The organism is Carnobacteriaceae bacterium zg-C25, assembly GCA_017945845.1.
In the GTDB taxonomy this organism is placed as follows: domain Bacteria; phylum Bacillota; class Bacilli; order Lactobacillales; family Aerococcaceae; genus WM01.
This window is the reverse complement of record CP072828.1, coordinates 427,975-451,220: the sequence shown is the minus strand read 5'-3', so window position 1 is coordinate 451,220 and position 23,246 is coordinate 427,975. Positions and strand designations below refer to the sequence as shown.

23 protein-coding genes are annotated in these 23,246 nt (G+C 36.4%); 3 read left to right on the top strand and 20 right to left on the bottom strand.

Annotated elements, in window-relative coordinates:
* Window positions 1-124: 124 nt before the first annotated feature.
* From J7S27_02180 to J7S27_02150, 7 genes are all read right to left on the bottom strand, one after another.
* On the bottom strand, window positions 125-2,554 hold the full coding sequence (locus J7S27_02180) for a phenylalanine--tRNA ligase subunit beta (protein QTU83345.1): 2,430 nt from the start codon (window positions 2,552-2,554) through the stop codon (window positions 125-127).
* Window positions 2,554-3,627: a phenylalanine--tRNA ligase subunit alpha gene (gene pheS / locus J7S27_02175; GenBank protein QTU83344.1), complete on the bottom strand. Its 1,074-nt coding sequence runs from the start codon at window positions 3,625-3,627 to the stop codon at window positions 2,554-2,556. Before pheS ends, J7S27_02180 begins: the two co-directional genes overlap by 1 nt.
* A gap of 220 nt (window positions 3,628-3,847) precedes the next feature.
* Complete coding sequence (locus J7S27_02170) at window positions 3,848-4,192, bottom strand: helix-turn-helix transcriptional regulator (GenBank protein ID QTU83604.1); 345 nt, start codon at window positions 4,190-4,192, stop codon at window positions 3,848-3,850.
* Window positions 4,193-4,230: 38 nt separating this feature from the next.
* Window positions 4,231-4,779 carry a transcription termination/antitermination protein NusG gene (nusG, locus tag J7S27_02165; GenBank protein QTU83343.1) on the bottom strand — a complete coding sequence of 183 codons (549 nt, stop codon included), beginning with the start codon at window positions 4,777-4,779 and terminating at the stop codon, window positions 4,231-4,233.
* A 63-nt stretch (window positions 4,780-4,842) separates the two neighbouring features.
* The gene (tsaE, locus tag J7S27_02160) at window positions 4,843-5,316 is read right to left on the bottom strand and encodes a tRNA (adenosine(37)-N6)-threonylcarbamoyltransferase complex ATPase subunit type 1 TsaE (protein ID QTU83342.1); all 474 of its coding nucleotides are present in this window, start codon (window positions 5,314-5,316) and stop codon (window positions 4,843-4,845) included.
* Complete coding sequence (locus J7S27_02155) at window positions 5,309-5,743, bottom strand: YbjN domain-containing protein (protein QTU83341.1); 435 nt, start codon at window positions 5,741-5,743, stop codon at window positions 5,309-5,311. The genes tsaE and J7S27_02155 overlap by 8 nt, the downstream gene beginning before the upstream one ends.
* Window positions 5,744-5,804: 61 nt before the next feature.
* Complete coding sequence (locus J7S27_02150; protein ID QTU83340.1) at window positions 5,805-7,160, bottom strand: MATE family efflux transporter; 1,356 nt, start codon at window positions 7,158-7,160, stop codon at window positions 5,805-5,807.
* A 116-nt stretch (window positions 7,161-7,276) separates the two neighbouring features.
* Here J7S27_02150 and J7S27_02145 point away from each other — a divergent pair, with 116 nt between their 5' ends.
* A complete protein-coding gene (locus tag J7S27_02145) occupies window positions 7,277-8,914 on the top strand; it encodes a Na/Pi cotransporter family protein (protein ID QTU83603.1) in 1,638 nt (545 codons plus the stop codon).
* Window positions 8,915-9,192: 278 nt separating this feature from the next.
* On the opposite strand, the gene J7S27_02140 is transcribed toward J7S27_02145, so the two are convergent.
* Entirely contained in the window at window positions 9,193-10,935 is a 1,743-nt protein-coding gene (locus J7S27_02140; GenBank protein QTU83339.1) for an ABC transporter ATP-binding protein, read from the bottom strand.
* Window positions 10,935-12,656, bottom strand: coding sequence for an ABC transporter ATP-binding protein (locus J7S27_02135; GenBank protein QTU83338.1), 1,722 nt, complete (start codon window positions 12,654-12,656; stop codon window positions 10,935-10,937). Before J7S27_02135 ends, J7S27_02140 begins: the two co-directional genes overlap by 1 nt.
* A gap of 689 nt (window positions 12,657-13,345) precedes the next feature.
* Here J7S27_02135 and J7S27_02130 point away from each other — a divergent pair.
* Entirely contained in the window at window positions 13,346-13,549 is a 204-nt protein-coding gene (locus tag J7S27_02130) for a hypothetical protein (protein QTU83337.1), read from the top strand.
* Window positions 13,550-13,713: 164 nt separating this feature from the next.
* On the opposite strand, the gene J7S27_02125 is transcribed toward J7S27_02130, so the two are convergent.
* The gene (locus J7S27_02125) at window positions 13,714-13,965 is read right to left on the bottom strand and encodes a type B 50S ribosomal protein L31 (protein QTU83336.1); all 252 of its coding nucleotides are present in this window, start codon (window positions 13,963-13,965) and stop codon (window positions 13,714-13,716) included.
* A 256-nt stretch (window positions 13,966-14,221) separates the two neighbouring features.
* On the opposite strand from J7S27_02125, the gene J7S27_02120 reads away from it, so the two are divergent.
* Window positions 14,222-14,410, top strand: coding sequence for a 50S ribosomal protein L28 (locus tag J7S27_02120; protein ID QTU83335.1), 189 nt, complete (start codon window positions 14,222-14,224; stop codon window positions 14,408-14,410).
* A 273-nt stretch (window positions 14,411-14,683) separates the two neighbouring features.
* Here J7S27_02120 and J7S27_02115 read toward each other — a convergent pair whose 3' ends face one another.
* The 10 genes from J7S27_02115 to J7S27_02070 all read right to left on the bottom strand — a co-directional run bounded on the left by J7S27_02115 (window position 14,684) and on the right by J7S27_02070 (window position 23,149).
* Window positions 14,684-15,715, bottom strand: coding sequence for a PTS sugar transporter subunit IIC (locus tag J7S27_02115; GenBank protein ID QTU83334.1), 1,032 nt, complete (start codon window positions 15,713-15,715; stop codon window positions 14,684-14,686).
* 106 nt (window positions 15,716-15,821) lie between these two features.
* Window positions 15,822-16,433: a signal peptidase I gene (gene lepB, locus J7S27_02110; GenBank protein ID QTU83602.1), complete on the bottom strand. Its 612-nt coding sequence runs from the start codon at window positions 16,431-16,433 to the stop codon at window positions 15,822-15,824.
* 98 nt (window positions 16,434-16,531) lie between these two features.
* Window positions 16,532-18,001, bottom strand: a complete 1,470-nt coding sequence (locus tag J7S27_02105) for a S41 family peptidase (protein ID QTU83333.1) — start codon at window positions 17,999-18,001, stop codon at window positions 16,532-16,534.
* Complete coding sequence (gene deoD / locus J7S27_02100; GenBank protein ID QTU83332.1) at window positions 18,001-18,708, bottom strand: purine-nucleoside phosphorylase; 708 nt, start codon at window positions 18,706-18,708, stop codon at window positions 18,001-18,003. The genes J7S27_02105 and deoD overlap by 1 nt, the downstream gene beginning before the upstream one ends.
* A 10-nt stretch (window positions 18,709-18,718) precedes the next feature.
* Window positions 18,719-18,940: a sterile alpha motif-like domain-containing protein gene (locus tag J7S27_02095; GenBank protein QTU83331.1), complete on the bottom strand. Its 222-nt coding sequence runs from the start codon at window positions 18,938-18,940 to the stop codon at window positions 18,719-18,721.
* Entirely contained in the window at window positions 18,933-19,769 is an 837-nt protein-coding gene (locus tag J7S27_02090) for a DegV family protein (GenBank protein ID QTU83330.1), read from the bottom strand. Before J7S27_02090 ends, J7S27_02095 begins: the two co-directional genes overlap by 8 nt.
* Window positions 19,770-20,063: 294 nt before the next feature.
* On the bottom strand, window positions 20,064-20,333 hold the full coding sequence (locus J7S27_02085) for a Txe/YoeB family addiction module toxin (protein QTU83329.1): 270 nt from the start codon (window positions 20,331-20,333) through the stop codon (window positions 20,064-20,066).
* Between the two features lie 3 nt (window positions 20,334-20,336).
* A complete protein-coding gene (locus J7S27_02080) occupies window positions 20,337-20,570 on the bottom strand; it encodes a type II toxin-antitoxin system Phd/YefM family antitoxin (protein ID QTU83328.1) in 234 nt (77 codons plus the stop codon).
* 223 nt (window positions 20,571-20,793) lie between these two features.
* Window positions 20,794-21,669: an ROK family protein gene (locus tag J7S27_02075; protein QTU83327.1), complete on the bottom strand. Its 876-nt coding sequence runs from the start codon at window positions 21,667-21,669 to the stop codon at window positions 20,794-20,796.
* A gap of 67 nt (window positions 21,670-21,736) precedes the next feature.
* The gene (locus J7S27_02070; GenBank protein ID QTU83326.1) at window positions 21,737-23,149 is read right to left on the bottom strand and encodes a PTS transporter subunit EIIC; all 1,413 of its coding nucleotides are present in this window, start codon (window positions 23,147-23,149) and stop codon (window positions 21,737-21,739) included.
* Between the last annotated feature and the right edge of the window lie 97 nt (window positions 23,150-23,246).

The window sequence follows — 23,246 nt, the reverse complement described above, 5'->3', positions numbered from 1 at the left end:
TGAGACTTTGTTAGTTCTATTATACTGCAAAAAAATAAAAAATGAAAGTTTGATTAAAAAACTAAAATTGTATAAAAAATATCAACTCCATTTGTTGAACAAATGAAGTTGATACATGTATAGATTAACGAATGATTGCACCCGTTTGTTCGATTAAGGCATCTTGAATATTTGTCATTTGACGTGTAATGTCTTCCTCGACTAACGTTGCTTCTAAATTCATAAAAGTTAAACGATACGCCAACGATTTTTTATCGTCGTCAATACCAGCACCTTGGTAAAGGTCAAAGAGTGTCACATCACTTAAATAACGACCGCCATTCGCGTACATCACATCAACCAATTGTGCATTTGTGACGTGTTTATCCACTAATAACGCCACATCACGTGTCATGCTTGGAAATTTTGGAACCGTTGTTTGTACTAACGCTTCTGGTAACTGTTGCAATAACGGTTCAATTGCAAACTCTGCAACGTACGTATCTTTTAAATCTAATTGTTGTGCTACTTTTGGATGCAATTGCCCAACAAAACCAATGACCTCACCATTAAAGACAATATTGGCTGTTCGACCCGGATGCATATCTTCTTTTTGTGTCGCTTCGTAACGAATTTTTTCGACAATACCGACTTGTTCAAAATAACGATCTAACGCACCTTTTATGTCATAAAAATCTACACCACGTGCAGTTTCCTGCCAAGACGTTTCCACAGCGTTTCCTGTTAACACAAGCGCAACGTGTTCTTTTTCGTCGGCTTGTGTTGGTGAGTCACTACGATAGAAAACACGCCCCGTTTCATACAATGCTAAATTCGTATTGTTTCGTGCAACGTTGTACGAAACAATATCCAGCATCGTCGTTAATAAACTACGACGCAATGTACTACGTTCTTCACTCATCGGCATCGCTAATCGAATGCCCTCATTAGCCTTTTCAGCTAATCGGTTCGCTTTTTCTTCACTTGTCAATGAATACGAAATCACTTGCGAATAACCAACACTTTCCATTAAACGACGCGTTAAACGTAAATAACGTTGTAACGGACTTAACCCACCTTGAATAGATGGTGTTGTTGGCAATGTGCTTGGCAATCGATCGTAACCATAAATTCGTGCTACTTCCTCAATAACATCTGCAGCAATCGAAATATCAAATCGACGTGTTGGCACACTGATTGTCAACTGATGATTGGATGACGTCATACCAAATCCTAAACGATCCACTAAAATATGCTCTACATCTTCTAATGTTAATTGCGTACCTAATTTACGATTGATTTCTTCTAAAGAAACATCAACGCAAACGCTTTTAAATTGTTTATTTTGAACAACGGCTTGCTCACTGACAACAACACCCTCACCCAATTCAGCGATTAACGCTAGCGCATGGTTCATCGCTTGTGTCATCATATCCACGTGAATCCCTTTTTCAAAGCGGGCGCTTGATTCGGAACGCAATCCAAGACGTTTAGATGTAGCACGCACACGTTGTGGATTAAATAACGCTACCTCTAATGCAATGGTCGTTGTATCATTTGTAATTTCACTATTATGTCCGCCCATTACTCCAGCTAGTGCAACCGGAACATCACTTGACGTAATCACAATATCATCAATGGTTAATGTACGCTCTTGTTCGTCCAACGTCACTAAACGTTCATTTTCTTTAGCTAAACGTACGGTAATGTCCTTTCCTAACTTGTTCACATCAAATGCGTGCATTGGTTGACCGTATAATAGCAACATATAATTTGTCACATCAACAACATTGTTCAATGGACGAATGCCCATTTTCATTAAAGTAGACTGTAACCATACGGGACTTTCTTTAATGGTCACGTCTTTTACAACACCTACCGAATAAACAGCAGAAAGGCTATCATCGACAACACTTACGGTTTCAATATAATTTTTAACAACATCTGTTGTATCGGCGTTTGCTTGATTAGACGGGAAATGTGGTGTCTTTTCAAAAATGGCACCGACTTCATACGCTACACCATACATGCTTAACGCATCTGCACGGTTAGCCGTTACCGATAATTCCAATACATCATCGTTCAACTGTAAATACTCCATCGCATCTACACCAATTGGGGCATCTTCTGGTAACACAAAAATGCCTTCGCTATACGCTTTTGGTACAACATTACTCGACACACCCAATTCATCTAACGAGCAAATCATTCCATTAGAAACTTGTCCACGAATTTTGCCCTTTTTAATTTTAATATTGTCAACAATACGCGCTCCAGGTAAAGCGACAATAACTTTTTGATGCGCTGCAATATTACTTGCACCACATACAATTTGTAGCATGCCACCTTCAACATGCGCATCACCAACTTCAACCTGGCAAATATGCAAGTGATCAGAGTCTGGATGATCAACAACTTCATGGGTATAACCAACCACAATGTTTTTTAACCCACTCGCTATATTTTCAACGCCTTCTACTTCAATACCTGTAGTAGACAATTTATCTGCTAATTCATTTGCCTTGACCGTTGAAACATCTATTAATTCATTTAACCATTTTTTTGAAACAAACATTATTTTGCCTCCTCTACTCTCGTTTGAAATTGATTTAAGAAGCGAACATCATTTTGATAAAAATGACGAATATCATCTACACCATATTTCAACATTGCAAAACGTTCTACACCTAACCCGAACGCAAAACCACTATATTTTGTTGAATCAACACCTGACATTTCAAGTACATTTGGATGGACCACACCCGCACCTAATACTTCAATCCAGCCGGTTTGTTTACATACAGAACAGCCTTGTCCACCACATTTAAAGCAACTAACGTCCACTTCAACCGATGGTTCTGTAAACGGGAAATAACTTGGTCTTAAACGAATGGTACGCTCTTGACCGAACATTTGACGTGCTACCACTTCTAGTGTCCCTTTTAAATCACCCATTGTAATATTTTCAGCGATAACCAACCCTTCAACTTGCATAAATTGATGTGAATGTGTCGCATCATCATCGTCACGACGGTATACTTTTCCAGGCGAAATCATTTTTAATGGCCCTTTTGAAAAATCATGTTTTTCCATTGTACGCGCTTGAACTGGAGACGTTTGTGTACGCATTAATGTTTGTTCCGTAATATAAAACGTATCTTGCATATCACGCGCTGGATGATCTGCTGGTAAATTCATTTTTCCAAAGTTATAGGCATCGGTTTCTACCTCTGGCCCTTCAACGACTTGATAGCCCATTGAAATAAATAAATCTTCAATTTCTTCTAACACACGTGTCAACAAATGTTGTGTGCCTTGTTGAACGCTACGACCCGGTAACGTAACATCAATCGTTTGTGCTTGTAACGCTTGAGCAAGTTGTTCTTCTTTAAACTCACGACTAATACGATCAAACGCCTCTTGGACACTTGAACGAATCGTGTTCGCCAATTGTCCAATTTCTTTTCTTTCATCAGGTGTTGCATTTTTTAATTGCTTCATCACCTCATTGAGCACACTTTTTTTCCCTAAAATTTCTTGACGTAACGCTTGAACATCTTCCATTCCCATCGCCAACGTTTCGGATAAAATTGTTTTTAATTGTGATTGCACTTGATTTTGAATTATCTTTAATTGTTCTAGTGACATTATAATCTCCTTTCAAAATAAAAAGTCCTTATAAAACAGCATTTGTTTTATAAGGACGTCAATAACGTGGTACCACCTTTATTCATAGACTCACATCTATCTTTTCATGTGTAACGGCATGACCCGTTGTACATTGCTGCACACGATTCGGGGAGTGAAAATAATTGAAGATGTTGTCATAGCTTTCAGTCTCGGCTATTCTCCCTGTTCACCATCTTTTTCAATTAACGTTCCCGTCATTATCTTTTCGCCATCGAGATGACCATTTTTTTATATTTTGAACTTCTTTAGCCAGTTCAAAACCTTTTTTTGTTAATTTATATGTAAATTTAGCCTTGCCAAAATTATGCGTGCTCTTCATGATGATTTGCTCCTGCTCCAACTCTTGTAGGCGCACCGTTAAAACACGATCACTAATTCCCGTAATTGCACTGGCAATTTCAGAAAAACGACAATCGGTTTGATACAAAACATCAATAATGACAGCATTCCATTTTTTGCCTAAAATTTCAAAAGCAAAAATTAAATCATCACTTTCATTTAAATCGACATGAACTTGTGCCATATCGAATTTCAGCATATCTATTGGCATGGGCGTTACCTCTACACTTTATCTACGTGGTTAAAGTCAACTTCTGCAACTGTTTGACGACCAAACATCTCAACAACTACTTTTAGTTTTTCTTTTTCAGCATCAACCGATTCAACAATACCTTCCATACCGTTAAATGAACCGTCTAAAATTGCAACGTGATCGCCCACTTTAAAGTCTCCGTTATGTTGACGTAAACTAATACCCATACGACGCAATACAGATTCCACTTCTTCTGGCAATAGTGGCGTCGGCTTACTTCCCGCCCCGTGTGAACCAATAAATCCAGTTACACCCGGCGTATTACGCACAACATACCATGCTTGATCCGACATAATCATTTCTAGCAACACGTAACCAGGAAATGTTTTGTCCATCACAACTTTTTCTTTACCATTTTTAACTTCGGTCACTTCTTCTTCAGGGACAACTACTCTAAAAATGTAATCTTCCATTCCCATACTTTGAATACGTGATTCTAAGTTAGCTTTTACTTTATTTTCATATCCAGAATACGTATGTAGGACATACCATAATTTTTCTTGTTCTACTGTTTCCATAATTACCTTCCTAACTTCTAAACAAAAAACCTTCAAAAGAAGGCTTATCCTAGTGCTAGTGTATCACGATTGCAGTTGTTTTTCAATTGCTATTACAATATTCTCGTACTTTTTTCCTATCGGTTCTAGTACAATACGACGATGATTTTCATTTTCTAATTGACGGGTGATGTGAATGATCAAATACTCTTGTGGTAATTGCTCTTCAATAAATTGACTCCACTCCACAACACATACCCCATCACGTTCAAAATATTCTTCAAAACCGAGGCCTTCTCCACCATTATTTTCTAGTCGATACACGTCCATGTGGTATAAAGGCATTGTCCCAGATGTATATTCACGTATAAAAGTATACGTAGGACTCTTAATTAACGCGTTAATTTCCAAGCCCATTGCCAAGCCTTTTGTAAAAGTTGTTTTGCCCGCGCCTAATTCACCGTCTAACAAAATTGTCATTGGTGATTGGCAACAAGTAGCCACGACTTTTGCAAACTGCATCGTTTCTTCTTGTGACGTCACCGTGTAATTAAGCATTTTTAAATACTCCAGCAACGGCTTCAATTTTACTATAAACATTTTCGATAACAGCTGGACCGTGCACAATACTTTCGTATAAACATTGTACATCTACTCCAGAGCGAATAAACGCACGCGCATACACTTCACCATCTTGCGCTAAATAAAACGTGTAATAACTTGAACTTTCATTAATTTCGTTTAGTGCTTCAAGCATGTCTTGACGTTTTTCATAACGATTCAACATTGTCACATAGCGATAAGTAATTTGCACGTCGGTTCTATCTAAATCGTTTGGTAAAACAATTTCTAAACGTGTTGTGTGATCTGCATTTAAATTGTAATCCATTACATAAACATTTAAATTATCACCTAATTCTTTTTTAGTTACGGGTACTTTTTTTAATGCAAATAAAGTTTCTAATGCGTGCGCTACTGTTGTCATAAATTACCTCACATCAATCTTTTATTATTGTCATCTTAACACATTACTCATCATTTTTCATTTAAATTTTTACATATTGCCACTTACCACTACGGTAGCGTATCCATACAATGATGGACGAGGTGAGTTGGTTGGCAAGTAACGCCCACCACGCACCAATAATGCCCATTCCCATCTCATTGACGAAAATATGCGCCAATACGGTACGCACAACAAAAACACCTATAATGGTTGCAATCATTGGCCAAATGGTATCGCCTGCTCCACGCAACGATCCAGCTAAAACAATTTGTTCCGCTAAAAACGGTTGGATAAGCGCTAAAATCGGTAAAACAATAACGACTTGTTCGATAACGTCGATTGATGACGAATAACCACTGGCGATCAATTGACCGAAAAAGTAAAAGACACCTGCCATAACAATTGACACGAGAAGCGCCATATACCGAATAATGGTACTGTACATTTTAGCTAAATCGCGTTGGTTTGACCCTAAATATTTCCCTGTTAATGTCGAAGCCGCAATACCAAACGCCTGACTAGGTGCTATAGAGAGTGTCCATAAATTCAATCCAATTTGATGTGCCGCATAAACAGATGTGCCTAAATTACTTACAATGACAGTAAATAACATGGCACCCGCACGAAACAGCAACTGCTCCATTGCACTTGGAAAACCTAATTTAAAAAGTTGCACAATTGTATTAGTATCAAAATGAAATTTATCTTTAAATGAAAAGGTAATTTTACTTTTCTTGCGAATTAAATAACCAAACATTAAAGTTGCGGATACAAAATTGGCGATAACCGTTGCAATACCTGTTCCAATTAACCCTAAAGCTGGCAATCCGAAGCTACCATATATTAAAACGCTATTTAAGCAGACATTAATGATATTGGCTATAACATTATTGCGCATCGGTATTTTCGTCTCACCGACACCACGCAACGCCGCCGAAATCGTCAACATAATCCCTTGAAAAACAAAGGCTAACATCATCAATCTAAAATACGGTACACCAATCTCAACGGTATACGCTTGTCCGCCTAAAGACGCGAGTAAATTTGGTGCAAAAACAAAACCTAAAGCGGCTAATGGAATAATGAAACATAACACGCTCAAAATCATGACATGTTTCAACACATTTTCAATTAAATGAATTTTATTGGCACCGTAATAACGTGAAATGATAGCAGTTGATCCAACATTTAACGCTTGTACTAACGAAACAGCTAAAAACAACGGTTGATTCGACAACCCTATCGCCGCTACCGCAGAAGATGAATATTGCGGGTCAGCAATACGACCAATCATCATCATATTGACCATACCGAATAGTGACCCTAACATTAACTCTACAAAGACCGGCCAAGCGATATTAATGACATCTTTAGCCACACGTTTCTTCTCTAACATACACTTTCCTCCAATTATATATGACATAATACGCTTTCATTTGAAAAAGCTCAAATATTTTGTTTTCATTTAACAAATATTCGGGTACAATGAACTCATTAAAATATTTGGAGGATATTATGTTAAACATAGTATTAGGCGCCATCGGCGGCTTAGGCCTATTCCTATACGGAATGAATTTAATGGCTGATAGTTTACAAAAAGTTGCAGGAAATCGTTTAAAAGAAATTATTCGTTCGCTTACACGCAATCGATTTATGTCTGTATTGGTCGGAATGTTCGTTACAATGATCATTCAAAGTTCCTCAGCAACGTCTGTTATGGTCGTTAGTTTTGTAAACGCAGAATTGATGAATTTATCACAAGCGGTTGGCATTATTTTTGGTGCTAATATCGGAACAACGATTACAGGACAATTAGTCTCATTTAACTTATCTCAATTTGCACCTTTAGCATTGGGACTTGGATTAGCATTTAAAATGTTCACTAAAAAACCCGCTCAAAAAGAAATTGCTGATATTTTTGTCGGATTTGGTATTTTATTTATCGGGATGTCATTTTTAACAGAAGCGCTATCTCCGCTAAAAGAATCCTCTGCTTTTATTGATTGGATTCAACAATACGGCACTAACCCATTAACAGGTGTCATGATTGGTTTTGTAATGACGCTTATCTTACAAAGCTCATCTGCAACTATCGGGGTTTTAATCGCCTTAGCAGCTAACGGTATCTTACCATTTTCAACAGCACTATTTATCATTTTTGGAGACAACATCGGTACATGTACAACAGCATTACTAAGCTCGTTAGGTGCCTCACGTCGTGGTAAACGCGTTGCATTAATCCATTTATCATTTAACATTATTGGAACCATTTACTTTATTCTATTTTTAACAGGTATCCTAACACAAGTGGTTACTAGCATGGATCCAGGTGATGTTTCTCGCCAAATTGCCAATGCTCATTCATTGTTTAACATTATTAACGTGATTGTCTTATTCCCATTTGCAAACTTATTAGTCAAACTTGCTTATTGGTTATTACCGGAAACACCAGATGAAGTGGAAAGTCAAACGAAACCGTCATCTTACTTAGATACATTATTATTAGCCACACCAACAATGGCGTTCAATAACGCAATGTACGAAATTGTTTCTATGGCTTCACAAGCGGAAAAAACACTTAACTACGCTATTGAAGGTGTACAAAGTCACGATACACACATTATTGATAAAGCGTTACGTAGCGAAAAGAAAGTCAATGCTTACGAAAAAAATATTATTGCTTATTTAATTCAATTATCTAATCAAGAAAATATTTCAGCTACCGATTTAACAAAAATCGATTTAGCTATTGGTGCGGTTCACGATATTGAACGCATTAGTGATCATGCCGAAAATATTGCTGAATTTGCTCAAGTCGTTTCAGAAAATAAAACATTATTAACAGACGATATTATTAGCGAATTAAATTACGTTTATGATTTAACGAAAAAATCGTTCTTCTATGCCATTGACGCCTTTTCTTCTGGAAACGCCAAAGACATTGAACAAGTTAAACAGTTAGAACGTGAAATTGACACGTTAAAAGCACAAGTACGTGATGGCCATATCAAACGCATGAATAAAGGTTTAGCAACTCCAGAATCTGGTGTATTCGTTATGGACTTATTATCGAACTTAGAGCGTATTTCTGACCACGCTCGTAACATTTCAGAAGTTGCCGAAAAAACGGGTGCACTTGTTGCCTTTTAATCTATAGTAATCAAACAGTTTATCAAACGATAGACTGTTTTTTTATAATCTAAAATACTCGTCAAATGCAATGAACAATCATTTAAGGTTGATGGCACAAGTCATCAACCTTAATGTCATCATTATGTATTCATTTACGTTAATGATGACATTAACCTATTTGACAGACAACCCAAAAAATGAAGTGAACACACTTTGACGACTGAACGATATAAAAAAGCCCGTTGACAATTTTTGCCAACGGGCTACTGCGTATCTACCTATGTTTAATCTATACGTTACACTTTTGCTTGCATACGGTACATTTCCGCATAACGTCCATTTAACGCCAATAACTCTTGATGATTACCGCGTTCGACAATTTCACCTTCATGCAAGACTAAAATCATATCCGCACTTTGAATGGTAGACAATCGATGGGCAATAATAAATGTTGTACGCCCTTTTTTAACGACATTCATCGCATTTTGAATAATTTCTTCGGTTTGCGTATCAATATGTGACGTTGCTTCATCTAAAATTAAAATTTTAGGATTACTTGCTAACGTTCGCGCAAATGAAATCAATTGTCGCTCTCCACTTGAAAAAGTATTACCTTTTTCAACAACGGGCTCATCAATACCATTCGGTAACTTATTTAATAAAATTGTCGCACCGACGGCTTCTAATGATTCAACAATCACTTCACGCGTCATCATATCATCGTCCATTGCGACGTTACTTGCAATCGTTCCAGAAAACAAATACGGATCTTGTAACACAATCCCCATTTTTTCACGTACACTCTCACGATTGTATAACGCAATATTTTGTCCATCAATTAAAATTTCACCTTCTTGTGGATCGTAAAAACGGAACAATAAATTGATAATTGAACTTTTTCCAGAGCCTGTATGCCCCACTAACGCAATGGTTTGGCCTTCTTTTGCTTCAATCGAAATATTTTTCAATACTTTATGATTTGGTGTGTAACCAAACGATACATTATTAAACACGACATTCCCGTTCGTCACAACTAACGGTGTTTGGCTATCTGTTTCTGACGGTTCATCAAGTAATTCAAATAAACGTTTACCGGTTGCTAGTGTTCGTTGAATATTGGGTAACACTCTGACAATCATTCCAACCGAATTAAATAGACGGTCCGTATAATTGACCATGGCAAACAATACACCGGCAGAGATACCAACTGCTCCACCAAACACTTGATAACCGACTACCGCCAATATAATCGCAATAACAATACGTTTAAACACGTCCATCAAGTTCCAAGATAATATCGCATCCACATTCACTAAACGACGTTGTACGCGTAGCATTTCACTGGTAATACGCTCAAATTCCTCACTCATGGCGTCTTCTTGTTTAAACAACTGTAAAATGGTACTACCATTCATTGTTTCATTCACATGCGTATTAATTTGACTTTGTGATTCGTAATAAATCGCCAATTCTTTATCTACTTTTTTAGTATAGATGTGTTGCCATAAAAACATAATTGGTAATAGTAGCAACAACACAACGCCTAACCATACATTAATTGAAAAAACAACAATATAAATGACAAGTGATACAAAAACACTAAATGATAATTGCGTAATCAATGTATTATAAAATTGCGTGCGCAACGTTTCTGTATCGTTAACAATCCTTGATGATACTTTTCCGGCTGGCATATTGTCAAAATATGCAATTGGTAATTGTTGCATTTTATCATACGCTTGATTACGTAAATGCTCTACCACACGCGCAGCACAATCTTGTAACACAACGTTGGCAAAATACCCAATAATAAACGAGCCACCGACAAACGCAAAGAAAACACCTAACTGTTGCCATAATAACTGCGTATTCATTTCGCCTGTTTGTGTAATAGGTGTCAATACATTATCAATCATGCCTTGAATAAATAAGGTAGAGACTTGTATCATACTTGTATTCAAAAGTTGCAACACAATACCAAGTAAAAAGTAGTATTTAACGACAGATAGTTGTCGTAATAACCTTAAAACTAACTGCATTATACTTCCTCCATTTGTTGTTTTTGATATTGTTCTGCAAACCAACCATTACGCTCAAGGAGTTGTTGTGGCGTGCCTTCTTCACAAATTTCACCGTCATCTAAAACAACTACCCAATCAGCATGCATGACGGCTGATAATCGATGCGTGACAATAACATTCGTTTTGCCTTGACGTAATACTTGCATATTTTGAATAATCGCCGTCTCTGTTTTAGCATCAACAGCAGACAGTGAATCATCTAAAATTAACACTTCTGGGTCTTTAATCAATGCCCGCGCAATCGAAATCCGTTGCTTTTGTCCACCCGAAATAGACACACCTTTTTCTCCAACAAGTGTTTCAATCCCATCACTCATACGTTCTAAATCTTGTGTAAATGACGCACTTTCAACGGCTTGTGCCAACTCTAAAATATCCGCATCTTTTTTACCAATTTTGATGTTTGCTTCCACACTTTTTGAAAACAGAACATGCTCTTGTGGAACGTATCCTAATTGTTTTTCAATGGATGCACGTGAATAGTCTTTTACAGACTTACCATTAATTAAAAATTCACCTTCTCCTACTGGATATTGCATCAACAACTGACGCACAAATGTTGTTTTACCACTTCCCGTTTGTCCGACAACACCTAGCGTTTGCCCTTTTTTCAAGGTCAACGTGATGTTTTTTAAAGCAGGTCGATCACTATTGGCGTACGTAAAATGATACCCTTTAAATTCAATTGTCGTTGGTACCTCTAAATGAACATTACCGTCCATTGACAAATCATCAGTTTCATTAACCAACTCAATAATTTTACGAAACGATACTTTACTCGTTTGATAAATTTGAGCCACATCAGCAACCATCCACATCGGATCCAACAACGTTAAAGAATACAATTGCACCGCAATCACTTGCCCAATAGTCACTTGATTTATTGTGAGTAGATAACCTCCTACACCAATAATTAAAGCGGTACTAATCGATACCCCTGTAAAAGCAACACGACCATACAACGATGTATATTGATTCAAATGAAAGGCTCTTTGACGCAATTGATGTGTTTTATCACGAAAACGCTTTTGTCCTAGAGTGCTGTTTCCATAGGCGCGTGTAACACGAATGCCTTCTACAACTTCTAATATTTCATTACTTAATCCAGATACCGCTTCACGTGTCTGTTCATATAAGTCATCCTGTTTTTTGCCAACCCAGTATATACCACACCCCGCAATAAAAATAGGAATAACGGCTAGTACAGTAAGTACCGGAGATAAAACTGCCATAGCGGGAATAATAAAAACAAGATAGCCTACAAAATACAAGATACATAAAAGACCATAACCAAGAAATTCAACAATACTATTGGTATCACTCGTAAAGCGTGTAATCATATCACCCGAACGAAACTTTTGGTAAAAAGGTGTTCGCATGTGAATCATTTTGCCGTACATGCGGTTACGTAATTCATAGTGGTATAAATTTGATTCATTGAATAAAAACCGAAGACTGATATTTTGCGACACGTAACCTAAGACGGTGATGCTTAACAGTAGCAATATTTGAGTATGTAATCTATCTTTTGTTAGCGTCTGGCTGGCAATACTATCAATTGTTTCTTGAATAATACGTGTTGGTATTAACATCACAATAAATTCTACAATGATAGCAACTAAAACAAGTAGATAGACCCACTTTCGTCGCTTAATAAATTGAAATAACTCTTTAAACATAATTCCTCCAAAAGCATTTATCTCATGCTTTTTATCACTTTACTTAAATTTTAAAAACTCCTTTTAGTCGTGTAGTGTTCATAGCGCATCAACCTCCTTTTTTATAATGATTTTATCATATCATGCCGTCGTCTCGTTTTCAAAAAAAAGCCATTTGAAATAACAAAAAAAGCCAACACCATAAAAGATGTTAGCTTTTGCATGACTCCAACGTAAATTAGTTGTTTGAGTTTTGATAGTTTTTCTATTTCCATAGCTTAGATTTTAAATCCAATCTTTTCAAAACGTTCATATTCTTTCGGATTATTTGTTTTATATGTTTCTACACTTTTACACATTCTCATACGAGATTTAATAGCATACAAGTCCCTTTCTTACCATCTATATAAATCAATTCATATCTCACATTTTTCTTTTTTCGTATTCTTTGTTGCGCACTTACTTTCTTTTGCTATGATAATGTTTTATGTTAAAATGATAAAAAGTGAATACTATTGTATATAAACTTTTATGCTACACCTTTTACCATCTAATTTGATGACTAGTTTATAAATATGATAGTATGCTACCAATTTACCAAGACAATGATATTATGCACTAGAAATTAATTGTAGATAAATATAAGGCGTTTATTCAAATGGTTAAGAATTTCAAAAAATTTTATCATCATGTAGAAAGGAGCTATACAAATGACACAAAAAGAATTATTGCAAAACCTCGTTGAAGATATGACGGAGGAACAAGCAACACAATTAATTAATATTTTTTATATTATTAATAATGATGATGACAATTTAACTGATGAAGAAATACAAGCGATTAAAGCGTACAAAAATAACGAACTAGAGTTTATAACAGAAAGTGAATTATTGAATAATTTGGGTATACAATAATGACAAAAACCGTATATTCAAAGCAATCACTAAAATTTTTGAAAACATTAGACGTTAAGGCTCAAAATTTTGCTAAATACATCAATTTTTAATAGCCTTTTGGTCAACCGCAAAAAAAGCCAACACCATAAAAGATGTTAGCTTTTGCATGACTCCAACGTAAATTAGTTGTTTGAAAAACCGTATTTTTTGTTGAATTTGTCCACACGACCGTCTGCTTGAGTGAATTTTTGACGTCCTGTGTAGAATGGGTGAGAATCAGAAGAAATCTCAACACGGATTAATGGGTAAGTGTTACCATCTTCCCACTCAACTGTTTCGTTTGAAGATTTAGTTGATCCTGATAAAAATTTGAAACCAGTTGTTGTATCCATAAATACAACTGGTTGGTAATTTGGATGGATATCTTTTTTCATTTTTATTTCTCCTTTTGCCCTGATTTATTTGCTAAGTCAGAGTTGTTTTATATGCTGGACAATATCCAGACAACGTCACTATACTACCATTTTATAATAAAAAATGCAACAAAAAAACGTCATTATTTTTGCACATTTTGACTGGAAAGTGCTCACTTTTTTATTGCATTTTTTAAAAATATATGTTAAATTACTAGGGTATGTGAATGTAAGTGTTTATACGCTTCACAGTAAATGGTTAAAGGAGGATAAACAAATGGCTAAACAATGTTTTGTAACAGGACGTAAAAGTTCAACTGGTAACAACCGTTCTCACGCTTTGAACGCTTCTCGTCGTACTTGGAAAGCTAACTTACAAAAAGTTCGCATCTTAGTTGATGGTAAACCTAAAAAAGTTTGGGTTTCAGCTCGTGCTTTGAAATCTGGTAAAGTTGAACGTGTATAGTAAATGACAACCACTCTTTTGAGTGGTTTTTTACTTAATTGAATAGCAGACGACTAATCAATTCATTTAAGCCGTATCGTTTTCTGTAACGATACGGCTTTTTCTATTGTTCGATGTCACGCGGTACAAATACCCGACAAATCAATTTCGATAAAAATATATTTTCACACATCATACAATTTAACACGTTCTGATAGCATATTGATAACCCACCAACACCAAATCATAGAAACTCTTTTTATGAACCATCATCCTTATGTGGTATAGCGTGTATCACTCTGCAATGTGAACCGCATAGTCGCTATCTTTAATCATGCTCAATCGCTTTTTAAAAATATTATCAAAAATAAACGCTAATACACATGGCACCACACCAAACAAAACAACTACACTCATGACATTAACTACCGTCAGTGATGTTTGACTTAAATGTGCAATCGGCCCTACTAATCCAATAAGCCCTAACCCCGCACTAAACGGCGTACCTTGAATCGCAAAAAATGAGGCTAGTCCACCTAAAACACTTGCCTGTAGTGCGATTGGTAAAAATAGAATCGGCTTTGTCATCATATTCGTCATGGATAATTTAGGAGAGGCAAAAATATGCGCTAAACAAACCCCTAGAGAATTTACTTGTCTACCCCCAACCGCTAACGAAAACATTGTGGCACAAATGCCTAAATTAGCCGCTCCTGCTCCAATACCCGATAACCCGACCGCTATGGCAATACCGGCAGATGATAGCGGTGAAACGACTAAATACGCAAAAATAATCGCTAATAATATACACATTGTCGTTTGCTCTAATAATAATAAAAACGCAATGCACTCACTAATGCTTTTCGTTATCATTTGTCCATACGGCAATACGGTTAAGCCGAATATACCACCACAAATCACAAGCAAACTAGGCGTCATCAATAAAGAATAGCGCGAAATAAACTGACGCGTATAGTTTAAAAGAATCACACAAAAAGCACTCGTTGCAATCATCGTCAATAAATCACCAGTGCCACGAAGTGTCATTCCTGTTTGCTGATACGCTAATGCCCCACCCGATAAAAAGGTCGCAAATCCGACAGAAATCATTTCAATCATCGTTAATTTAAAAGCGTGCGCAACACAGGCGCCAATCGCAAGACCAAGTAACCCGTTTGTTGCTTGAAGCATTTGAACAACCGCACTAGCCGGCAAGAAATATTGAGAAATCAATTTAAACACCTCAGAAAAAATGGCGGCTGGAACGAGTGCAATCACAACCCCTTGTGATGTTCCATTCAGTAATGTAATTAGTTTTTGTTTCATGTATCACTGTCCTTTCTTTAAACCTATTTTGAGTAGTGTATGATTGTCATGAATACCGTCAAACACAGTTTGATACAAATAAGGGGAGGCAAACGCCTCCCTTTGATTAAAATGGTGCAATTCCAATTTTATTTAACGGCGATATGCGTAAAAATACAATCCCTTTAAATAAACGTTTATGTACCAATCCATATTCTTCACTGTCTTTTGAATTTAAGCGATTATCGCCTAAAACAAAATAGTAGTCGTCCGGAATAACCATTACCCCATTTTTTTCAGCTAATTGTGTATTTTCTTGCGGTAAATTAGGTATCACCGTTCTAGCGTACTCCATATATTGCGTCAACGTTCTATCTTGCATATATGGCGCTGGGTGTATTTTTCTTGAAGCATCTAAATACGGTTCATCATATTTTTTACCGTTAATATACAATTCATCATTTTTATACTCTAATGTATCTCCGGGCATTCCAATGACACGTTTGATATACAATTTTTTCACATCATTACCAAACAAATCTTTTTTAATTTGCCCAGATTTATCATATTCATACGCTTGATCTGGCGCTTCAATAACAACAACATCAAAGCGACTTGGTGCACTTAATTTCCACATCATCATACTTTGATTTTCTGAAAGTGTTGGTGTCATGGAACTACCGTTAATAGTAAAGCTAGATACGACAAACATTTGAAGCAACACACTAATCATCAACATTGAACTAATGAGTATTACAAATTCTTTAATTTTCTCTAGTGTTGTTTTGTTTTTAGTGTTTGTTTCCTTAAATCGTCGTCCCATCGTATCTTTCCTTTCTATTTCAATTGATTTAACGCTTCTTCAAGCTGCACGTCATGTGTTGAAACTTTTTGACGTAACAATTCATTTAATTTAGTGGCTGTTTCGGCAGTGAATGTTGTTTGATTGATACCATTTGCTTCATTAAACTGCGCCACGACATTTGCCGTTTGTTCATCGTATATACCCGTTAGCGACACTTTATAATCAAGTGCTGCTAATATTTTTTGAATGTTCAATATTTCGTCAGAGGCATCATTTAATTGTGGTAAAGTATTCACATTAGTATACGCATAGTAAGCGTATGATGGCAATTTAACCACTTTATCTGGTTCTACACCTTTTTGATGAATCCAATTCCCTTTAGGTGTTAGCCATTTTGAATATGTAATTTTAATGCCTGTTTGGCTAGATAAATTACGAATGGTTTGTGCCGTTCCTTTACCAAACGATGTTTCACCGATCAACTGACCACGACCTAATTCTTTTATGGCTGCTGCAAAAATTTCTGCAGCACTGGCACTTCCGTTATCAATTAATACCGCAATGGGTTCAGTCACTTTAAATGTACCAAAGTCTTTTGATGCACGATGTGCCGTAATCGATTCATTGTCTTGCATAGCAACCATGATGTCGCCATCTTTAACAAAGATGTTTACAATTTTCTTAACCGATTCAAGTAATCCACCCGGATTAGAACGCACATCAATGACAAACGATTTAGCACCACTTTCACGTAATTGTTTAATTTTTGTCACCAATTCATCATAGGTGTGTTCTGCAAAAGAACTAATTCGCAACACACCAACTGTACCGTTCATTGCACCTTTTACCGTAGTATTTGGAATGGTGTCACGTGTAACCGTTACATCAAATTTAGAACCTGCACGATCAACTGTCAATGTAACACGCGTTCCTTTTTTCCCTCGAACAACTTTCGATACTTCACTAGTTGATTGACCTTTAATATCTTTACCATCTACCGCTAAAATGACGTCGCCAGACTGTAATCCCGCCTTATAAGCAGGTGATTGATCAATCGGTGAAACGACACGAATATAGCCTTCATAGCTTTCAATCTCAATACCGATACCCTCAAACTCACCTTCTATTGATTCTTGTAAAGACTTCATTTCCGCTTCATTTAAATAACTCGTGTATTGATCACCTAAACCCGCTGTAAAGCCGGCTAATGCCCCATCAATCAATTTGTTTTCATCAAATTCACCAACATAATGCTTTTTAATTAACGCATAGCTATTCGCTAATTCATCAATTAAACGTGACGGTAAACCTCTAGACTCACTTGATGCAAATGGTGAATACGCTGTTTCTTGCCCACTGATTCCAAAAACCCCAGCAAGCATGAAAAAACTTGCTATAGACAACACTATCGTCACAACAACACCAATGATCAGTTGCGGAATCGTTAGCGTAACTTTTTTAACACCAAAATACGGTTCTTTAAAATTTTTATTTTCTATCATTAGTCTTTTACCGTTTCTAAAGCGATTTCCATCATCGCCGTAAATGTTTGTTCTCTTTCTTGTGACGTTGTTTCCTCACCCGTTAATAAATGATCACTAATTGTCACCATTGCCAACGTTTTGACGTTGTGTTGCGCACCAAGAGCGTATAGCCCCGCCGCTTCCATTTCAACAGCTAACACACCGTAATCAGCCAATTTTTTCTTGTCCATTTCTGTGTTGTAGAAGCGATCAGAAGATAAAATATTTCCCACATGAATATTTGTATGGCCTAATTTTTGTGCCGTTTGATACGCCTTATACAACAAATCAAAATTAGAAATGGCACTAAAGGATACTTGATTGTCAAAAATGTGTTGGAAAATAGATGAATCTGTCGTTGCACCTTGCGCTAAAACAATATCGCGCACTTTAATATCTAATTTCATTCCACCCGCAGAACCAACACGAATCAATATTTTTACACCGTATTCCGTAATCAATTCATTTGCGTAAATCATAATAGATGGAATACCCATTCCCGTTCCTTGAACAGAAATACGTGTGCCTTTATACGTTCCCGTATACCCAAACATATTACGAACGGTATTGTACTGAACAACATCTTCTAAATACGTTTCAGCAATAAATTTTGCACGTAATGGATCTCCCGGTAATAAAACAATTTCAGCAATATCTCCTTTTTTAGCAGCAATATGTACACTCATACTTTTTCTCCTATCTTGTTATATAAATATCCCATAACTCATCAAATACATCTCCAAACGATGTATACAAATCAGTTAATTCAACATAATCACGAATCACATCATGACTTTCATTGTATTTAGGAAATGACACATCATTAAATACAATATTGGCAAATTGTGTTTTACGATCTAACTTGTACGGATCAACAAACGTTAAAACGAATTGATAAAACGTGCCACGTTTAGTCATGGTAGTGCATCAAGGCGAACGCGCCTTCTCCTGTGTGAATCGCTACCGTTGGAATTGTAAATCCAAAATGCATGTCTTGAATTTGCGTCATTTCTTTAATTTTTTCAATCGTATCATCAATTAATTTTGTTGTGGATACAAAAGAAATACTACATTCTTTTTGGACTTTTTCCTTAATTTTTGGTAAAGCAATGTCATGAAGGAATTTTTCAATCGATTTAACCCCACGCCCTTTTTGAAGCGGTGTTAAAATGCCATCTTTAAATTCAAAAATCACTTTAATATTTAATAAATTAGACAATAACCCTTTTGCTTTACTCACACGTCCACCCTTAACTAAATTATCAAGAGACATGACGCATAAATATAGCGTTGTATTATCTTTAACTTTTTCACAGTAGCTAACAATTTCATCTACGCTAGCGCCATTTTGTGCTAATTTTGCTGCTTCAATCACTTGAAATGCTTGTCCACGATCTGCAAAAGTTGTATCGATAACCGTTACAGAATTTTTAGACATATCGCCTGCCTGTTGAGCAGCACTTGATGTACCGCTTAATGCAGACGCAACATGTAACGATACAATTTCTGTTCCTTCTTCAAAACTGTCATAAACTTCTAAAAAATGCCCTAATGATGGTTGGCTCGTTTTAGGAAGCTCTTTAGCATTATTTAAAAGATCTAAAAAAGTTTCTTTTGACACATCTTTATCAGAATAAGACACGCCATCCACCAAAACATTTAAATGCACAATTTTAATATTATATTTTTCAATTTCTTCTTGTGATAAGTTACTTATCGAATCTGTTACGATTTGAACTTTTGCCATAGTATCCTCCAACATAGTTATACTTCATTATAACAAAACTTATGTCTATTAGCCAATAAACAAATCGTAATTCATTCGTTAAAACGACGACTGATTCACCATCATTCACTGACCTTTATTAAAAATGCAAATATCACTTTTATTCAAAAACAAACAAAAAAGGCACGATTTCTCGTACCTATTGCTATTCAAGTGAATACCCTTTCATATTAAGCCGTTTTAGACGACACACATTTTTCGAGTATTCTATTGTTTCATCAACAAATAACCATTAGTGAACCGCTATACTATTTTTTATTCGTAATGCGTCCACATGCTGAAAATGTATACCATCTTATTCGTTTCATCAACTTTATAGATTAGTCTATGCTGTCGGTTTATACGTCTGGAATAATAACCTAATAAATCCCCTTTTAATTTTTCATAGCTTGGTGGCGTTTGGTAAGGGTTATTTTGTAATAACACTATCAATTTTTCTACATTATTTTTTAATATAGGGTGTTGCTTGATTTTATCCTTATCTTTTTTTGCTCTTTTTAATAGCATGATTTTATAATTAGACATACTTTACCACTCAAACGGCTCAAAATCTTCAGCTGTTGCTGCGTTCCACTCTGCGACCATTTCATCTTTTATATATTGTTTAATGTAAAGTGTTTCCAATAATCCATTATAATCCGCTTCACTAATAATAACCGCATTACCTTTTTTAGTATTCACATTTATGACTTCGTTAAAATCAACAACATTTTCTAAATATTTAAAAATATCTTTCCGTAACGTTGTAGTGGTTATGTTCATTTTAATCACTCCTTTAGATATGTACATTATAACGTACACTTTAAAAAGTCGCAATCACTTGATTAAACATTCATTGACATCTCCCTATGAAACACTTCAAATGTTATGTTGCTAAAAACAAAAAGCCCAAACACTTTTATAATCGTTTAGACTTTTTATTATCTTTTATTTTCAAATAAAATTGCTATTTGTTTTGTATCGTTTCACTACGCTCCATTTATCTTTAAACGGATGCACTCACACACTTTTTAGCTAATGCAAAATTACCTAGCGTTGCTGACCCATTATTTTCTACGGCAGGTACTACGATGTAATCTTCAATATTAGGTAATGGAATATAATCGTTAAATTGTGCTTTAAATTGCTCTTGCACGCGTTTAATCATGTGGCTTTGTCCCATCACACCGCCACCCAACACAACAACTTCCGGCCTAAATAATAAAGTGGCTTGTACGACGGCTTGCGCAATGTAATATGCTTGTACATCCCAAATGGCATCGTCCAACGGTATATGTTCACCACGCATACCAGTACGGGCTTCAAGAGACGGTCCGCATGCCATGCCTTCTAAACAGCCTTTGTGAAACGGGCAAACGCCTTCAAAAGATGCGTCCGTTTCATGTTTACGAACGAGTGTGTGTCCCATTTCCGTATGACCCAATCCACCAATAAATTCGCCGTTCATATAGGCTCCACCACCAATACCCGTACCGATAGTATAGTACACAAGGTTTGTAACATCTTTTCGAGCGATAACTTCTCCATACGCAGACGAATTCACATCTGTTGTGAAAAAGACGGGAACATTTAACGCACGCTGAATCGGACCAACTAAATCAACGTTAGACCAATTGGGTTTTGGTGTATCCATCACAAAACCGTACGTTTTTGATGTCGTATCCACGTCTACCGGCCCAAATGAACCAATCGCAACAGATACTAAATTTGGAAATTGTTTAAAGAACGCAATGACTTGTGCAATCGTTTCATCGGGTGTTGTCGTTGGAAATTGAATTTTATCGACAACTTCAAACGATTCATTACCTACCGCACAAATAAATTTTGTGCCACCAGCTTCTAAACTACCATATAATGTCATATTTTTATCCTCATAACTAAAGACAATGAACAGATACTTTCATACCTGTCCATTGCCTCTGTTTTCATTATTTTGCTTCGTCTTCAAATCCAAAGAAGTATGTTAATGCAAAACCTAGTGCAAACGCAACTGCAACCATCAATAAGTATTGTGGTAATTGGTTAATGTATAACAATGTTCCTGGAATGATTGTAATACCAGAACCTGTTCCTGCTAAACCTAATAATGATGCAACACCACCGGCAATAGACCCAGCGATTAATGATAAGAAGAACGGTTTACGGTAACGTAAGTTTACCCCGAAAATTGCTGGCTCTGTAATACCTAAGAACGCTGATAAAGCAGCTGGGAAAGCCAATGCTTTTAATTTTGCGTTTTTCGTTTTCACACCAACGGCAACTGTTGCAGCACCTTGCGCTGTCATCGCTGCTGTAATGATCGCGTTGAATGGGTTAGCACCTGTATCAGCTAACAATTGAATTTCTAATAAGTTAAACACATGGTGAATACCTGTTACAACGATTAATTGATGAACACCACCAATGATGAAACCAGCTAATCCGAATGGTAAGCCTAACGCTGTAACGGTTGCATGTTTTACGTATTCTTCAACTGAATGGAATACTGGTCCGATAACGAATAAACCTAATACTGACATCACTAATAACACAACAAACGGTGTTACTAATAAATCTAATACGTCTGGCACATGTTTACGAACCCATTTTTCAAATTTCGCACCAACTAAACCAACCATGAATGCTGGAATAACTGACCCTTGATGACCAACAACTGGAACTAATCCGAAGAAGTTCATTGGTTCAACGACATATTTTACCGCTTGACCATCAACTATTTTAGCCGCTTCGCTTCCGATAGTCCATGCATTTGGGAGAGAACCTGAAATTAACATCAATCCTAAAACAATACCTAAAACAGGGTTTCCACCGAACACTTTAAATGTTGACCATACAACTAACGCTGGTAACGCGATAAATGCTGTATCCGTTAAAATTTGAGTATATGTAATAAAATCAGGGTTGTATGCTGTCACACCGAAAAAGCCCATTACTGCAGGTTGCGTTAATAAACCACGCAATCCCATGAATAAACCTGTTGCTACAATTGCAGGAATGATTGGTACAAACACATCACCAAGTGTACGGATAGCACGTTGGAACCACGTACCTTGTTGTGTAGCTTCTGCCTTCATTTCTTCTTTAGATGATGTTGGTAAGCCTAAAGCAACGACTTCATCGTACACTTTATTAACTTTACCTGTTCCTAAAATGATTTGGTATTGTCCAGAGTTGAAAAATGACCCTTGAACACCTTCAATGCTTTCAACAGCTTCTTTGTTGATTGCATTTTCATCTTTCACCATGACGCGAAGGCGTGTTGCACAGTGCGCGACACTTTGTACATTCGACTTGCCACCAATAGCGTCAACAATTTGTTTTGCAATATCTTTGTCTGACATTGTAATTCCTCCTCAATTTTTCAAGCAAACGCTTAATATGGCTACAGTGTATTAAAAACTTAAATATATGTCAACCGCTTGACACAAAATTTTGTAA

What these genes read in the sequence shown, in the direction of transcription:
- J7S27_02180 (QTU83345.1), bottom strand. Translation starts at nt 2,554, where the DNA reads ATGTTTGTTTCAAAAAAATGGTTAAATGAATTAATAGATGTTTCAACG.
- pheS (QTU83344.1), bottom strand. Translation starts at nt 3,627, where the DNA reads ATGTCACTAGAACAATTAAAGATAATTCAAAATCAAGTGCAATCACAA.
- J7S27_02170 (QTU83604.1), bottom strand. Translation starts at nt 4,192, where the DNA reads ATGGCACAAGTTCATGTCGATTTAAATGAAAGTGATGATTTAATTTTT.
- nusG (QTU83343.1), bottom strand. Translation starts at nt 4,779, where the DNA reads ATGGAAACAGTAGAACAAGAAAAATTATGGTATGTCCTACATACGTAT.
- tsaE (QTU83342.1), bottom strand. Translation starts at nt 5,316, where the DNA reads ATGCTTAATTACACGGTGACGTCACAAGAAGAAACGATGCAGTTTGCA.
- J7S27_02155 (QTU83341.1), bottom strand. Translation starts at nt 5,743, where the DNA reads ATGACAACAGTAGCGCACGCATTAGAAACTTTATTTGCATTAAAAAAA.
- J7S27_02150 (QTU83340.1), bottom strand. Translation starts at nt 7,160, where the DNA reads ATGTTAGAGAAGAAACGTGTGGCTAAAGATGTCATTAATATCGCTTGG.
- J7S27_02140 (QTU83339.1), bottom strand. Translation starts at nt 10,935, where the DNA reads ATGCAGTTAGTTTTAAGGTTATTACGACAACTATCTGTCGTTAAATAC.
- J7S27_02135 (QTU83338.1), bottom strand. Translation starts at nt 12,656, where the DNA reads ATGTTTAAAGAGTTATTTCAATTTATTAAGCGACGAAAGTGGGTCTAT.
- J7S27_02130 (QTU83337.1), top strand. Translation starts at nt 13,346, where the DNA reads ATGACACAAAAAGAATTATTGCAAAACCTCGTTGAAGATATGACGGAG.
- J7S27_02125 (QTU83336.1), bottom strand. Translation starts at nt 13,965, where the DNA reads ATGAAAAAAGATATCCATCCAAATTACCAACCAGTTGTATTTATGGAT.
- J7S27_02120 (QTU83335.1), top strand. Translation starts at nt 14,222, where the DNA reads ATGGCTAAACAATGTTTTGTAACAGGACGTAAAAGTTCAACTGGTAAC.
- J7S27_02115 (QTU83334.1), bottom strand. Translation starts at nt 15,715, where the DNA reads ATGAAACAAAAACTAATTACATTACTGAATGGAACATCACAAGGGGTT.
- lepB (QTU83602.1), bottom strand. Translation starts at nt 16,433, where the DNA reads ATGTTGATGATTAGTGTGTTGCTTCAAATGTTTGTCGTATCTAGCTTT.
- J7S27_02105 (QTU83333.1), bottom strand. Translation starts at nt 18,001, where the DNA reads ATGATAGAAAATAAAAATTTTAAAGAACCGTATTTTGGTGTTAAAAAA.
- deoD (QTU83332.1), bottom strand. Translation starts at nt 18,708, where the DNA reads ATGAGTGTACATATTGCTGCTAAAAAAGGAGATATTGCTGAAATTGTT.
- J7S27_02095 (QTU83331.1), bottom strand. Translation starts at nt 18,940, where the DNA reads ATGACTAAACGTGGCACGTTTTATCAATTCGTTTTAACGTTTGTTGAT.
- J7S27_02090 (QTU83330.1), bottom strand. Translation starts at nt 19,769, where the DNA reads ATGGCAAAAGTTCAAATCGTAACAGATTCGATAAGTAACTTATCACAA.
- J7S27_02085 (QTU83329.1), bottom strand. Translation starts at nt 20,333, where the DNA reads ATGTCTAATTATAAAATCATGCTATTAAAAAGAGCAAAAAAAGATAAG.
- J7S27_02080 (QTU83328.1), bottom strand. Translation starts at nt 20,570, where the DNA reads ATGAACATAACCACTACAACGTTACGGAAAGATATTTTTAAATATTTA.
- J7S27_02075 (QTU83327.1), bottom strand. Translation starts at nt 21,669, where the DNA reads ATGACATTATATGGTAGTTTAGAAGCTGGTGGCACAAAATTTATTTGT.
- J7S27_02070 (QTU83326.1), bottom strand. Translation starts at nt 23,149, where the DNA reads ATGTCAGACAAAGATATTGCAAAACAAATTGTTGACGCTATTGGTGGC.